Genomic DNA, 14,682 nt, shown 5'->3' with positions numbered 1-14,682 from the left:
AAGTCCCCTGGGTACTTCCACGCCGCCGCGCGTTGACGCTCTCATCATAGGGGGCGGATTGAGCGGGCTCGCCGCGGCTGTGCGCCTGGCCTCCCGGGGCGCCGAAATCGTCATGTGCGAACAGGCGCCGAGACTCGGCGGGAGATGCTACTCCTTTACCGACCCGGCCACGGGAGATGTCGTCGACAACGGCCAGCACATTCTCCTGGGCGCCTACCACAATCTCCTTGCCTATCTCGACACGATCGGCAGCAGGGAATTCCTCAAGGTCCGCTCCCTGACTCTTCCGCTGCACCATCCGCAGAAGGGCTTCGCATCGTTCGCCGTGCCCCCGGTCCCGCGGCCGTTTCACCTCCCCGCGGGCATGCTCAAATTCAAGTTGCTCACTCTTGCCGAGCGAAGGAGGCTTCTCAAGGTCGGTCTCGCCCTCAGCCGCCGGAACAAGAGCGCCGACGAGAAGCTCGCGGGGATCACGGTCGATCAATGGTTGACCGGTCTCGGACAATCGCGGCGCGCGATGGAGTGCCTCTGGAATCCGATTGCAATCGCTGTGATGAACGAATCGCCCGGGAAGGCATCCGCTCTCCTGTTCGCGAAGACGCTTCGTGCCGCGTTCCTCGGGAAGAAATCCGACTCTGCCATCCTTCTTCCCACCGTCGGCCAGACGGAGCTCTATGTCTCCGGGGCGCTCCGCTACCTCGCTGCGAGAAAGGCCAGGCTCCTCGTGAACACGGAGGTTGCGTCGCTGGAGATCCGGCATTCGGCGGTCTCAGGCGTCGTGCTGAAGGACGGCCGACGGCTGAACGCCGCTCATGTTATCGCCGCGGTCCCCTACCACTCGTTGAAACGATTGGTCCCTCCGGATCTTCAGGAGGAAAAACCGTTTGCGGGGTTGCACCATCTCAAAAGCTCGCCCATCGTCTCGCTCCATCTCTGGTTCGAAGAGGAGGTCATGAATGAAGAATTCGTGGGGTTGATCGGACGGAGGATTCAATGGGTGTTCAACCGGAGGAGGATCACGGGGGGCGGCGGGAAGAAATCGGGCTACCTCTCGGCCGTCATCAGCGCCGCCCACGAATACGCCCATCTCTCCCGTCAGGAGTTGCTTTCGATCGCACTCGAGGACCTCCGCGGAGTCTATCCGGCTCTGGGCAAACTCGTCTCATCGGTCGTCATCAAGGAAAAACGGGCCACTTTTTCTCCCACGTGCGAGGCCGAGCAATGGCGCCCCGGGGCGGTAACTCCCGTCTCCAATCTCTTCCTGGCGGGTGACTGGACCGACACGGGATTGCCGGCGACGATTGAAGGAGCGGTCCTGAGCGGAAACAGGGCTGCCGATCTGATCGGCTAGGACGTGCGGGGGCTACAACAGGACGGTGGCGAATAGTCTCGAGAGGAGCGGTTGGACGGGAATGAAGACCGCCAGCATTCCGAGCGCGACAAGCCATTTCCAGGGGACCGACCGCGATTCATGAATGACGGTGATGCTCATGAACAGGAGGAGCAGCGAAAAAAAACAGAGAATCACCAGTCCCGCGGTGGGATTGTGAAGGTGGAGGAGCGCCAGGAGCGAACCCTCCTCGGTTTCGGCGGGCGTGTTTCGTCTGAAGAAGAGTTGTGCGCAGAACAGGAGGGTCTGCGGGAGCCGCGCGGTCGCGTTGACGAACGCCATCGCCGAGAAAAAGAGGTTTTCCGGAACGCGCACGAACAGCGCAAAGGATCCCACGGCGAGAAGAAACGTTCCGAACGGTCCGGCGAGCTCCTCCAGCGGAGAATGTTGTGCCGGATTTCCGGCCTCCAGGCCCGCGTGCGTTTGCACGGGTGCGGCGGAGGCGAGCAGGCGTCGGGCGATCAGGTGGGAAGACTCGTGGACAAGAATCGAGAGAAGGATGGCAGCCAGAAATGCCGGAAGCCCCACGGCAAAGAGGCGCGCCGGCGGGAGCTTCGGTTCATCGCCGGGGCGGTGAACGCTTTTCCATTTTACCTGATCGTCCATGATAATTTTGGGTGCGAAAGGTACGTGTTTTTTCATTGAGTTTCAACTTCTGGGCGATGTCTCAATTTGGCCGAACGTCTCTCCACCTCGTCATGCTGACATGCTCCTGGTCAGCATCTTTCAACTCTTTTATAAAGATCCCGATCTAAAACATGTCGGGATGACGAGAGAAGGTGAAACTGCGGCACTACCAAGTTCTGCATTCGGGCGCGAGTTCCCGAATTCTTGTTTTTTCCTCGCTAAAGGGGTACCTTGTCACCAGATGATCGAGAGCATTCGAATATGAGCAACTCAAAGCCCGGCTTCTACGAAGAATTATCGTGGAGGGGTTTCATCCATACCTCGACGGAGGGGGCGGCAAAGGTCTTTTCGCCGGATGAAGTGACCGGATACATCGGTTTTGACCCGACCGCATCGAGCCTCCACGTCGGATCGCTTCTCCCGATCATGGGCCTCGTCCACCTGCAGCGGTTCGGGCATCATCCGATCGCGATCGCGGGGGGCGGGACGGGAATGATCGGCGATCCCAGCGGAAAAACACTCGAACGCAGGCTTCTTTCGGCGGACGACATCGGACTCAATCTCGAGGGAATCAAACGCCAGCTCTCCCAGTTTCTCGATTTCCGCGCGGCAAAGAACCCGGCCCGGATCGTGAACAACGCCGACTGGCTGGGTACGATTTCGATGCTGGAATTCCTTCGCGGGGTCGGCAAGTATTTCTCGGTGAACGAGATGCTCGCGAAAGACTCGGTGAAGTCGAGAATCGACCAGGAGCAGGGAATGTCCTTCACGGAGTTCAGCTACTCCCTTCTCCAATCCTACGATTACCTGCAGCTGTTCGACAGGTACGGATGCACCCTGCAAATGGGAGGGAGCGACCAGTGGGGGAATATCGTCTCGGGCGTCGCCCTCATCCGGCGCATGCGCTCCGCGGACGTGCACGGCATCGTCTTCCCGCTTCTGGCGACCTCGACCGGGGAGAAGTTCGGAAAATCCGAAAGCGGCACCGTCTGGCTCGATGCGGGGCGGACTTCGCCCTACAGATTCTACCAGTTCTGGTATAACACCGACGACCGCGATGTTCTCCGCTATCTCCGGCTCTTTACGCTCCTGCCGCGGGAGAAGATTGCGGAGCTCGAGTCGGAGCTGGAGGCCGCCCCCCAGAAGCGGTCCGCCCAGGCGGCGCTCGCCTCCGAAGTGACCCGGACTGTGCACGGGGAGTCGTCGTTGTCACAGGCCGTGCGCGCCTCCCGGATATTCTTCGGAGGTGAACTCTCGGGAGCGGGCGACGCGGAGCTGCTCGATATTTTCAGCGACGTTCCATCCGTTGAAATCGCAAGGGACCGCCTCGGAGGGTCCGGGATGCCGCTTCTCGAACTCCTCTCCGCCGCGGGCGTGGCGGGTTCGAAGGGAGAGGGCCGCCGGTCCATCCAGGGAGGGGGGATCTACCTCAATAATAAGCGCGTCTCCGACCCGGAGAAGGCGGTCACCCTGGAGGAGGCTGTCAGGGGAAAGTTCATCGTGCTGAGGAAAGGCGCGAGAAACTATTTCCTGGTGAAGGTGATCTGATGGGGGCGAAGTGACGGAGACCTTCTGAATGTCGCTCCTTGGCAGGTTCTTTGCGGCCGGACCCGCGAAACCCCGCCGCGACGGCAAGTCTCCGCTGACTCTGAAGGAACGGTTCAAAGCGTTCTCGAACCTGCCTCAACTCCTCCGGCTGATCTGGGGGACGAGCAAGCCCCTGACGGTCGCCGATTTCCTCTTGCGCGTCGTGAAGGCAGCCGCCCCGCTCGCCCTCCTCTACGTCGGCAAGCTCATCATCAACGAGATTGTGCGTCTCATCGGTTCGCCCGAACCCCGGGATTTCGCCCATCTCTGGTTCCTCGTGGCGGCCGAATTCGGGATCGCTGTCCTCTCGGACCTTCTCGGGCGGGGCATCGCGCTGATCGACAGCCTCCTCGGAGACCTCTTCACCAACCGGACCTCGCTCCGGATCATGGAGCATGCCGCCCGGCTCGATCTGTACCACTTCGAGGATTCCAATTTCTACGATAAGCTCGAGCGGGCCCGGCAGCAGACCACCGGCCGCACCACCCTGATGACGCAGATGTTCAGCCAGCTCCAGGATCTCATTACGATGGCGATCCTTGCCGCCGGGCTGATCGCGTTCAACCCCTGGCTGATCGTGTTGTTGTTCGTCGCGCTCGTCCCGGCCTTTCTCGGGGAGGCGCACTTCAACGCGAGGACCTATTCGTTCATGCGGAAGTGGACTCCCGAGCGCCGGGAGCTCGATGCATTGCGGTACGCGGGCGCGAGCGACGAAACCGCGAAAGAGGTGAAGATCTTCGACCTTTCGGAGTTTCTGACCGCCAGGTACCGGACGTTGTCGGATCGCTTTTTTGAAACCAACAAATCCCTCTCCGTGAAGCGGTCCGTCTGGGGGAGTTTTCTGGCGATCATCGGCGGGTCCGGATACTATGTCGCGTACGTCTTCATCATTCTTCGCACCGTCCGGGGGGAGGCCTCCCTCGGGGACCTGACCTTCCTGGCCGGATCGTTCAGGCAATTGCAGAATCTCCTCCAGACGATTCTGAGCCGGTTCTCCGGTATGGCCGACGGCGCGCTCTATCTGCGCGATCTCTTTGAGTTCTTCGATCTCGCACCGACCGTGCGCTCGCCGGAACATCCCCGGCCCTTCCCCCGGCCCGTCCAACAGGGGTTCACATTCGAGAATGTCGGCTTCATCTATCCGAATTCGACACGGTGGGCCAACAGGCACCTGTCGTTCACGCTCCGGGCGGGGGAAAAGCTCGCTCTCGTCGGGGAGAACGGCGCCGGAAAGACGACCCTCGTGAAGCTGCTCGCGCGCCTCTACGATCCGAGCGAAGGGAGGATCCTGCTGGACGGGTACGATCTCCGGGAATACGACCTGAACGACCTCCGCAGGGAGATCGGCGTGATCTTTCAGGATTTTGTGCAGTACCAGATGACGGCCGGAGAGAATATCGCCATCGGGAGAATCGAGGCGCGAAGCGACCTTCCCCGCATTCAGACGGCGGCCGAACGGAGCCTCGCAGACCTGGTGATCGACAAGCTTCCGGGCCGGTACGATCAGATTTTGGGCAAGCGGTTCGACACGGGGGTCGATCTCTCCGTGGGCGAGTGGCAGAAAATCGCGCTCGCACGGGCCTATATGCGCGACGCGCAGTTGCTGATTCTGGATGAGCCGACGGCCTCGCTTGACGCGCGGGCGGAACATGAAGTCTTCCAGCGTTTCGCCGACCTGACCCGGGGGAAGTCCGCAGTCCTGATCTCCCACCGGTTTTCGACCGTGCGGATGGCGGGCCGGATCATCGTCCTGGAAAACGGGGAAATCCTCGAGTCCGGCACGCATGAGGAGCTCCTCGACCGGAACGGCAAATATGCGGAGCTGTTCAACCTCCAGGCGATCGGGTACCGGTGACCTGATCGCAGAGCCGCGGAACGGGAGGAGCTTCCCGCGTGTTTAATCCGGCAGAAGGAAGGAACGCATCCATGAGATTCATGATTGTTTTTCTGGCGATGTTTGGCGTTCTTTGGGTTCCGGCGTGCGGATCCCGGGGCGCAGGCGGCGACGCCGCATCGCGGGGCCAGGAACGAGGCGACTCAACAGGACAGAAAGGGAGTTCGATGGGTTTTAAGGTGACGAAGACCGACTCGGAGTGGAGGAAACAGCTCACCCCCGAGGAATATGAAGTCACGCGGAACAAGGGGACGGAACGCGCGTTCTCGGGAAAGTACTGGGACAATCACGACACCGGGACATACTATTGCATCGATTGCGGCGAACTGCTCTTCAGTTCCGAAACGAAATTTGAATCCGGGACCGGCTGGCCGAGCTTCTGGGCTCCGCCCCAGGAGGCGAAGGTGCTGACCGAATCCGATACGACATTCGGAATGGTCCGGACCGAAGTCATGTGCGGCACGTGCGGGGCCCACCTCGGGCACGTCTTCGAGGACGGGCCGGCTCCCACGGGATTGCGCTACTGCATCAATTCCGTTGCGCTGAGATTCGTCAAGAAGAAGTAGCGGTCTTTGCCCCGAGCCTGCCGTAGTACAATAGCGTGAGATACTCGAAGGCAACGCTTCCGTTCCGTTCGTTCGCGCGGAAGATCCTGCCGAGAGATGCGAGCATCGGCTCGTAGGATGCATGGCCCGGTCCGGGCATGTAGGAGGAGGACAAGAGTCTGCTCTCCGCGCCGGCGAGATCGAAGAGCTGGCTCTGATGGAACGTGCCTGACCCGATCTCCTCCCCTCCGAAGAATTCCTTGAGAACCGGCCGGTCGATTTTCCGGTGGTCCACTTCCGCGTAGTCCGTGGCGTAGCGCTTCACCAGCTCCTCATACTCCCTCAGAAAGGGAGCCGGGCCGGTGAGCCGCTCATTCCAGAGTAAGACCACCCATCCGTCCGGTTTCAATATCCGCGAGAACTCCTCGCGGGCACGGTCCCGGTCGAACCAATGAAACGCCTGGCCGGCGGCCACAAAGTTGACGCTGCGAGCGGGGAGTGTGGTCGATTCCGCCCGCCCGTCGACGCTCCGGAAGAGGGGGTAGGCGTGCAGGAGGCGTTCCGCCGCCTCTCTCATCTCGCGGTTCGGCTCCACGCCGAAGACCCGGTTGCCGTTCTTGAGGAATTCCTCCGTCAGAATCCCCGTCCCCGAGCCTATGTCGGCGACGACGGATTCCTTCGTGAGGCCGCAGTGCTCTTCCAGGGTGCGGATAAATTCGGGAGGGTAATGGGGCCGTGACTTGACGTACTGCTCGACCCGGGAGGAGAATCGCTGAGCGGGGTCGATCAATCGAACCGGATCAACTCCGCCACGGCATCCGGGGGAGCTTGCCGAGGTATGCGGAGTACCTCCGCCGGTCAAATTCCCGTTCGTTCTTCAGCACGTCATAAATCTCCGCAGACAACGCGCAGCCGATGAGGCGCTTGGCCTCGGTTTGCGAGTGGCCTTCTTTGAGGAGACGGTCGAATGTCTTGCGGGTTTCGGGAGGAAGGTTGTCGCGCATCTGATTGTCGACGACCTCGAGAATATTCTCCAGGAGACGGCTTCCTTTGTATCGTGAGGACATGATGATCACCCATCTGAATTGGCAGCAGGTCTGAATTTACACCCCAGCCGTAGGCTCACGAGATGCGACGCATTTCAAAGTAGGCATTCCAGTCCAGAGTGTCAAGTCAACTAATCCCGCCGGTCCCGGCAGGCGGGATCCAAGACTACCCCCTTCCGGATCCGGACTTGCGTGCCATCACACGGAGTGGCCGTCGTGCGGCAATTTCCCCAATTTGAGCTCACGTTTTGGAGATAAAAGGCCAGTCTCGTTTCCTCCACGACCGGACGAGGAACAGAATGAACCCAAGCAGGACAAGGATCACGGCATACCGGATTTCTTTCTGGAAGTTTTTCCGCCCCACGAGGACGTAGAAGAATCCTGCGAACGCAACGAGAGCCGGAAGGGGATAGAGCCACATCCGGAACGGACGCATAAGACCGGGCCGGCGGACGCGGAGGATGATCACGCCCGCGATCTGTGAGAGGAACTGGATCAGGATCCGGATGACGACCAGCGCGGCGATGACGTCGGCAAGCCTGAGAAGGCAAAACAGGATTGCGACGCCCCCGAGCACGAGGAGGGAGACATCGGGGAAACGGTGGCGCGGATGAAGGTGGGAAAAAGACCGGAAAAAATCGCCTCCCACTGCGGCCGCATAGGGGACGCGCGAATAGCCGAGGAGAAGGGAGAAGACGGATGCGAAGGCCGTCCACATGATGAGCACGGTGGCGAGGATCCCCGCCCAGTCGCCATAGACTCTCTGCATGAAACTCGAGACGATGAACTTTCGCGCATCGGATGCCGCGCTCTCCTGGAGTTCCTGCCACGGGATGACCCCGAGGATGCTGACGTTCATGACGAGATAGATGATTCCCACCAGGAGAATCGAAATGAGGATCGCCCTCGGAATGTTTTTTCCGGGCTCCTTGATTTCGCCGCCGAGAAAACAGACGTTGTAGTAGCCCCAGTAATCGTACACCGCCACGAGCATTCCGCTCCCCAGGCCGGTGAAGAAATTTGAAGAGAGCGTGAATGCGCCGGGGGGAAAGCTGAAGGCGCGCTCCGGGTTGAAGTGCGTCACACCCGCCACGATCACCCAACCGATCGTGGCCATGACGCCCACCCAGAGGAATTTCGCGATCGCGCCGATCATGGTGATCCTCCGGTAGAGGAGGATCACGGCCACGGCGCAGCATCCCATTGCGACAAGAGTGCCCCGGGTGAAGAGCAGGCTCGCCTCAACGGGTCCGATCAGGGGCAGCATGAAGTGGAAATTTTGTTGCGCCACCGGAACTCCGAGGCCGGGCACGAGGTATTCCGAATACTGCGCCAGTCCGATGCATCCGGAGGCGATCGAAAGCGGGGCGCTGAAGGTCAACTGCCATATAAACAAAAACGCCATCAGTTTTCCCGCAGAATCCGGGTTATAGATTTCCTTGAGGTACCCGTAGGATCCCCCCGAGCCGGGCATCGCCGCGCCCAGCTCGGCCCAGACCAGCCCGTCGCAGATCACGAGGAGAGCTCCGCAGACCCATCCGAGCATCGCCTGAGGACCGCCCATCGCGGCGACGATGAGTGGAATGGTGATGAAGGGGCCGACGCCGATCATGTCGATCATGTTCAGCGCGGTCGCGCCGGAGAGCCCGATGCCGCGTATCAGATCCGGAGATGAGGGGTTCTTCTCCGGGGCGAGCGGGGAAGCCATTCAGTTTCTTGGCTGCGAAGCCAGGTTGAGGAAGAGACGTACCGCGCCTTCCTGCAGGATCCTGAGTTGCCTGTAGAGCGCCAGGGAGACGTAGGTGTAGGATCCGTGCCCATACCGGGCCCAGAGGAGGGAGGTCGGGGGCTGGTGCTGGTCCTGATCGCTCATGCCGAGGATCCGGTCGTACTTTGCCGAAGTCTGCTGCGTATCTGCCGCAGGGAGATAGATGCTCCTTTCCTGGACCCATCCGTCCCAGTCTCCGGGGCCGATGCGGTTCGGCCGGTTGAGAAGAGGATGGCCCGGAAAGAGGATCTGGACCGGAGCATCTTCTTCGGTGACCCGGTCGCCGGTCAACTGGATCGGATAGGGAGAAAAATGCTTTCCGTTCCAATCGCCTGTTTTGTGGTAGAGGCAGATGAGGTTACCTCCATTCCGGACATACTCAAGGAGGCGATCGTTATGGGATGCCGCATCGGGCCTGTACTCGTACGCCCTGAGGTCGAGCAGGATCGCCGAATATCGATCGAGGGCACCGCCTGCCAACTCCGACGAATCGATCAGCCGGTACGGAACTGAAAACGATCCCAGGGTTTCCTCGTCGGTGTTGTCGTAGGTATTCACCAGGCCGACAAACGTGCGGGGAGAGACCGTGGCGGAAACCGACCTCTTCGCAACTCTGAATTCGGAGGAAATCGAGTCAGCGTCTCTTACCGCGGTTGCGCGGAAGAGGAGAATGCTGTCGGCGCCCCCGGCATCACTATCAATTTCGAGATGGACCGTGTCCGGTGGCGCGGATGCGCGATACTCTTTGATCAAGACTCGCCTTCCGCCGTTGAACACGGAGAGCTTACATTGGAAAAACCGGGGATTCCTTCGATCGATGAAAGTGACGACGAATTTGCCCGGGCCCGTCCGGGGCACGTATTCCGGGGAAACTTTGATTGAAAATTGGGCGAGTTCACCCGTGGGCTTTGCGAGAGGATGCTGGAGCCTTGCCGCCGGTTCAATCCCCGAAAAGAGGTTCCGTGGATCGTAGGGGTATTCACGGTCGCTTCGAATGAGTACGAATCTGTGCCGGCTGAAGAAATCAGGGACCGAAGAGCGGGTCAGTTTGTCGAGCCCCTGCGAGCGATGCTGCTGGAGGGCGGAGAGGGAGAGCTCTCCGACGGAAGGGCCCTCCGGAGTTCGCGCCGAGACGTCGATTTCCACGACGCTCCCGGTTTTTGCCAGGCTGCTGTCCCTGTTCCGGAAGAAAACGTAGAGTTTCTTGACCTGCCAGACTCCGACGCTATCCGAGAGCTGCTCCGGATGGAAGGCGGGGTCGGCGGCTTTGGCAAACGCCTCGTAGGCCGAGATCCCCACCGCCTGGTGATTTCCATGCTGGCGGTTCGGTTCCGTCGTGATGGTATCATGGTGGGTGATGATGACATCCGGTTTTAGAGCCCGGATATAATACACGAGACGCGAGAGGACGCTGTCCCGGCCTCCCCATTTCGCAAACGTTTCTCTTGCGGTCTTGGAGAAGCCGAAGTCGGGGTACCCGAGAAAATAGGGTTCGGTTCCCAGGATCTTTGCGGCCTCGAGTGTTTCTTTCGTGCGGAGAACCCCCAGATCATCGTAGAGTTCTGATCCAATTTCGTTCTGACCCCCTTCACCCCGGGTGAAGAAGATGCTGTACGTCCTGATCCCTTTGATCCTGGAGTAGTAGGCGAGCGCGCCGCCATCCTCGTCATCCGGATGGGCCGAGAGGCACATCAGGACAAGTGTGGGAGACCCCGCGGGGCCCGGCGGCTCTGAAGGGACGCCCGGGGCGCCCGAGAACATTCCGCTCGGGAACAGAAGGAACGTGCCGAGAATGCAGATCATGGAAGGTAGCCGAAGCCGCGCCGTTGAAGTCATGTTCGATCGAAACCTGATTTGATGTCCCACCAAAGTAACCGGATTTGAATAAAAAGGCAATTCTCTCCCGGAGAAACCCCTCGTTCCCACGCTCTGCGTGGGAACGCATATCCGCGGCGCTCTGCGCCGCGAAATGGTTGCGGCGCGAAATGGTTGACTTTCGCCGTTCTCTTCCGTATACTTCAGTCATGAATTCAGGACGCCTCAGCTACCCCCGTTTTTATTATTGCCCCGCGGGCAAGACAGCAGAGGCGCATCCGCTTTAAACCAAGACCGTTAAGCGAGAAATGACGAAACCCTGCTGAGAAGACCGGCGGGGTTTTTTGTTTCACGCCGTCGTAAGCCGGCGGCCACGGCAGGCGCGACCTTCAGGTCGCGCGGAATTCGACAACATCAAAAAAAAACAGACGGAGCGAGCTCATGATCATCGTCATGAAATCAAAGGCGACCGATGCCGACGTGCGGCATGTGGTCGCACGGATCGAGGAACTCGGCCTGCAGGCCCACCTCTCGAAAGGTGTCGAGAGGACCATTATCGGGGTGATCGGGGACGAGCGTGTCATCAAGAAGGAACAATTCTCGCTCTTGCCCGAGGTCGAGAATGTCATCCCGATCCTCAAGCCGTACAAACTCGCAAGCAGGGATTTCAAGCAAACCGGAAGCGTGATCGAGGTGGCGGGGGTGAAGTTCGGGGGTAAACAGATCTCGGTGATCGCAGGGCCCTGCTCGGTGGAAAGCGAGGAGCAGCTCATGACGACGGCCCGGGCCGTGAAGGCGTCGGGCGCATCCCTCCTGAGAGGGGGCGCCTATAAGCCGCGGACAAGCCCGTACGCATTCCAGGGGCTCGGCGAAGACGGATTGAAGCTTCTGGCGAAAGCACGGGAGGAGACGGGGCTGGGCATCGTCACCGAGGTGATGGAATCGGCGGAGGCCGAGCTCGTCGCCGAGTATGCGGACATGCTTCAGGTGGGGGCGAGAAACATGCAAAATACGAAGCTCCTCAGAAAACTCTCCCAGCTCCGCAAGCCGGTCCTCCTGAAGAGGAATTTTGCGGCGACGTTGAACGAGTTCCTGATGAGCGCGGAATACCTCCTTGCGGGGGGCAACGACCAGGTGGTGCTGTGCGAGAGGGGGATCAGGACGTTTGTCGAGTACACGCGCAACACGCTCGACCTGAACGTCGTCCCGGCGGTGAAACTGCTTTCCCATCTTCCCATCCTCGTCGATCCGAGTCACGGAACCGGGCGGCAGGACCTGATTCTCCCGATGAGCCGGGCGGCCATCGCGGCGGGGGCCGACGGACTGATCATCGAAGTCCACCCCCGGCCCGAAGCGGCCTTCTCGGACGGGGATCAATCGCTCACGCCTCCCGCATTCGATCAGGTCATGAAAGAAGTCCGGTCGATCGCCCAGGCGATGGGGCGCGGCATGCCTTGATTTTCCGTCCTGATTTCGTTACGTTGGCTTTCAGACCATGCCCAGTCCCGCGGCCGTCAGGAAGCTGAAGGAAATTGTAGGTCCGGAGAATTTCCTCGATTCTCAGGAGTCGCTCATCGCCTATTCCTACGACGCGACGGCGATTGAACCCCAGCTTCCCGCCGCGATCGTCTCTCCCTCCAACGCTGAGCAGGTTTGCAGGATCATCCGCCTCGCGAACGAAGAGCGATTCCCGGTCGTACCGCGGGGATCGGGGACCGGCCTGAGCGGCGGCGCCCTTCCCGTCCCCGGCTCGATCGTGCTCCTCACCAACCACTGGAACCGTATTCTTGAAATTGACCGGGAGAACATGACCGTCACGGTTCAACCCGGAGTGATCACCGCCCACCTCCACCAGGCGGTCGAACGTTTGGGCTATCTCTATCCCCCCGACCCGGGAAGCTCCAGCATCTGCACGCTCGGCGGAAATGTCGCCGAGAACTCGGGAGGCCTTCGCGGCCTCAAGTACGGGGTGACGAAAAACTATGTGATGGGAATCGAAGCCGTGCTGCCGACGGGCGAAATCCTCAATACCGGCGGAAAATCGGTGAAGGACGTCGCTGGATACAATCTGAAAGATGTCTTCATCGGCTCCGAGGGGACGCTCGGGGTCTTCACGAAGCTTCTTCTGAAGATTATTCCCCAGCCTCAATCTCACCGGACGATGGTGGCGTTCTACTCGTCGATGGACGATGCGGCGCGGACCGTCTCGGCGATCATCGCGGAGAAGATCACCCCGGCAATGCTGGAATTTCTCGACCAGGTGACGATCCGATGCGTCGAGGAGTACACGCATCTGGGGCTGCCGGTCGACTCCGAGGCGATGCTTCTGATAGAGGTGGACGGCAGGCGGACTGTCGTCGAGGAGGATGCCGCCCTCATCAGCGAAATCTGCCGCAAGCACGGCGCGACCGCAATCAAGATTGCGAAGGACGACCCGGAATCGCTGCGCCTCAAGACCGCGCGCCGGGCGGCCTTCACTTCCCTGGCGCGCGTCAAACCGACGACGATCATGGAAGATGTCGCGGTTCCGAGGGCGGACCTGGCGCGACTGGTGGCCCGCATCAGCGAACTGGGCCGCAAGAACGGCGTGATGATCGGAAATTTCGGGCATGCGGGCGACGGAAACCTTCACCCGAATTATATGACCGACGAACGCGACCCCGAGCAGTTTCGCCGCGCGGAAAAAACGGTCTTCGAAGTCGAGGAAGCCGCGATCGAGCTCGGAGGGACCATCACCGGCGAGCACGGGGTGGGATTGTACAAGAAGCGCCTCCTCGAGAAGATGGTCGGATCCCCCTCCCTGAACATGATGCGGACCTTGAAGCAGATGATGGATCCCAACAACGTACTGAACCCTGGAAAAGTATTCGACCTCAAGCCGAAGTGTGAAGGAGCTCTCCCGCGGGATCGCGAACAGATCAAAAAATTTCAGGACGTCGCATGGATGTAGAGATCAGGGGCCTCCATCATCTTACGGCAATCTGTTCCGACGCCCAGCGCACTGTCGATTTCTATACGAAAGTTCTTGGCCTGAAGCTCGTGAAGAAAACGGTCAACTTTGACGATCCCGGCGCCTACCACCTCTACTTCGGCGATCCGCAGGGGAGTCCGGGCACGCTCGTTACTTTTTTCGAATGGGCGGGCATGCCGAAGGGACGCTGGGGGATCGGGACCACGCACCATCTCGCATTTATTGTGGAGTCGAAGGAAGCGCAGCTGCGCTGGAAACGGCGGCTGACGGACAGCGGGATCGGTGTGACGGGGCCGTACGACAGGACCTACTTCACCTCGATTTACTTCGAGGATCCCGACGGCCTCATCCTTGAGATCGCGACGAGAGGTCCGGGGTGGACCGCGGACGAGCCCGCCGACCGGCTGGGCTCGCGTCTCATCGAGCCCCCCGCGGAACTCACACGGGAGGGGAGAGACGAGGCCGCGATCGCGCGCCTCTCGTGGCCCGAACCGGCCGGGACGATCACCGCAGAAATGGGGCTCAGGGGCCTTCACCATATCACCGCGATCTCGTCCGATATCGAAAAGACGGAGAAGTTCTACACGCAGACTCTGGGGCTTCGCCTGGTCAAGCGGACGGTCAATTTCGACGATCCCTCCGCTCCCCATCTCTATTTCGCGGCAGGCGACGCCGGCCCCGGCACGATCGTCACCTATTTTGCCTATCCCGCCGGCAGGATGCGTCCGGGAACGATCGGAACCGGCCTCACGCATCATTTTGCATTTGCAGTGGAAAATGATGAGATTCAGCGTGAGTGGCGAATAAAGCTGCTCAAAGCGGGTGTTCCGGTCACGCAGGTGTTGGATCGAGTCTATTTCAAGTCTATCTACTTTGAAGACCCGGACGGACACATACTGGAAATCGCGACGTCGGGGCCCGGGTTTCTCGTCGACGAGGAGAGGAAGAACCTGGGCCGCGAGCTCAAGTTACCCCCCTGGCTTGAGGGGAGCCGGTCCCGGATCGAAGGAGCGCTCTCCCCGATACGGGAGTGAGGCCC

At 60.3% G+C, this 14,682-nt stretch carries 12 protein-coding genes; 7 read left to right on the top strand and 5 right to left on the bottom strand.

Features of this window, described 5'->3' with window-relative positions; all coding sequences use genetic code 11:
* Positions 1 to 7: 7 nt before the first annotated feature.
* The gene (gene hpnE, locus VI215_07890; GenBank protein HEY6192231.1) at positions 8 to 1,351 is read left to right on the top strand and encodes a hydroxysqualene dehydroxylase HpnE; all 1,344 of its coding nucleotides are present in this window, start codon (positions 8 to 10) and stop codon (positions 1,349 to 1,351) included.
* 12 nt (positions 1,352 to 1,363) lie between these two features.
* Here the strand turns inward: hpnE and VI215_07885 are convergent, their stop codons facing one another.
* Entirely contained in the window at positions 1,364 to 2,032 is a 669-nt protein-coding gene (locus tag VI215_07885) for a hypothetical protein (GenBank protein HEY6192230.1), read from the bottom strand.
* Positions 2,033 to 2,278: 246 nt separating this feature from the next.
* On the opposite strand from VI215_07885, the gene tyrS reads away from it, so the two are divergent.
* The 3 genes from tyrS to msrB all read left to right on the top strand — a co-directional run bounded on the left by tyrS (position 2,279) and on the right by msrB (position 6,064).
* Entirely contained in the window at positions 2,279 to 3,565 is a 1,287-nt protein-coding gene (tyrS, locus tag VI215_07880; protein ID HEY6192229.1) for a tyrosine--tRNA ligase, read from the top strand.
* Positions 3,566 to 3,593: 28 nt separating this feature from the next.
* Positions 3,594 to 5,459 carry an ABC transporter ATP-binding protein gene (locus VI215_07875; GenBank protein HEY6192228.1) on the top strand — a complete coding sequence of 622 codons (1,866 nt, stop codon included), beginning with the start codon at positions 3,594 to 3,596 and terminating at the stop codon, positions 5,457 to 5,459.
* A gap of 71 nt (positions 5,460 to 5,530) precedes the next feature.
* A complete protein-coding gene (gene msrB, locus VI215_07870) occupies positions 5,531 to 6,064 on the top strand; it encodes a peptide-methionine (R)-S-oxide reductase MsrB (protein HEY6192227.1) in 534 nt (177 codons plus the stop codon).
* On the opposite strand, the gene VI215_07865 is transcribed toward msrB, so the two are convergent.
* From VI215_07865 to VI215_07850, 4 genes are all read right to left on the bottom strand, one after another.
* Complete coding sequence (locus VI215_07865; protein HEY6192226.1) at positions 6,051 to 6,833, bottom strand: class I SAM-dependent methyltransferase; 783 nt, start codon at positions 6,831 to 6,833, stop codon at positions 6,051 to 6,053. The two genes, msrB and VI215_07865, sit on opposite strands and share 14 nt — an antisense overlap.
* A gap of 10 nt (positions 6,834 to 6,843) precedes the next feature.
* Positions 6,844 to 7,110 (bottom strand): hypothetical protein, encoded by a 267-nt coding sequence (locus tag VI215_07860; protein ID HEY6192225.1) that lies wholly within the window; start codon positions 7,108 to 7,110, stop codon positions 6,844 to 6,846.
* 220 nt (positions 7,111 to 7,330) lie between these two features.
* Positions 7,331 to 8,797 (bottom strand): APC family permease, encoded by a 1,467-nt coding sequence (locus tag VI215_07855; GenBank protein HEY6192224.1) that lies wholly within the window; start codon positions 8,795 to 8,797, stop codon positions 7,331 to 7,333.
* Entirely contained in the window at positions 8,798 to 10,660 is a 1,863-nt protein-coding gene (locus VI215_07850; protein ID HEY6192223.1) for a PIG-L family deacetylase, read from the bottom strand. It abuts the gene before it with no gap.
* Between the two features lie 453 nt (positions 10,661 to 11,113).
* Here VI215_07850 and aroF point away from each other — a divergent pair, with 453 nt between their 5' ends.
* From aroF to VI215_07835, 3 genes are read left to right on the top strand one after another with little or no spacing between them, the layout of a single operon-like run.
* On the top strand, positions 11,114 to 12,130 hold the full coding sequence (aroF, locus tag VI215_07845; GenBank protein HEY6192222.1) for a 3-deoxy-7-phosphoheptulonate synthase: 1,017 nt from the start codon (positions 11,114 to 11,116) through the stop codon (positions 12,128 to 12,130).
* 37 nt (positions 12,131 to 12,167) lie between these two features.
* Entirely contained in the window at positions 12,168 to 13,622 is a 1,455-nt protein-coding gene (locus VI215_07840; protein ID HEY6192221.1) for an FAD-linked oxidase C-terminal domain-containing protein, read from the top strand.
* Positions 13,613 to 14,677 (top strand): VOC family protein, encoded by a 1,065-nt coding sequence (locus tag VI215_07835; GenBank protein HEY6192220.1) that lies wholly within the window; start codon positions 13,613 to 13,615, stop codon positions 14,675 to 14,677. Before VI215_07840 ends, VI215_07835 begins: the two co-directional genes overlap by 10 nt.
* Positions 14,678 to 14,682 lie beyond the last annotated feature (5 nt).

Source organism: Bacteroidota bacterium (assembly GCA_036522515.1).
Taxonomy (GTDB): Bacteria; Bacteroidota; Ignavibacteria; order UBA10030; family SZUA-254; genus VBOC01.
This window is presented reverse-complemented; position numbering and strand designations above follow the sequence as displayed.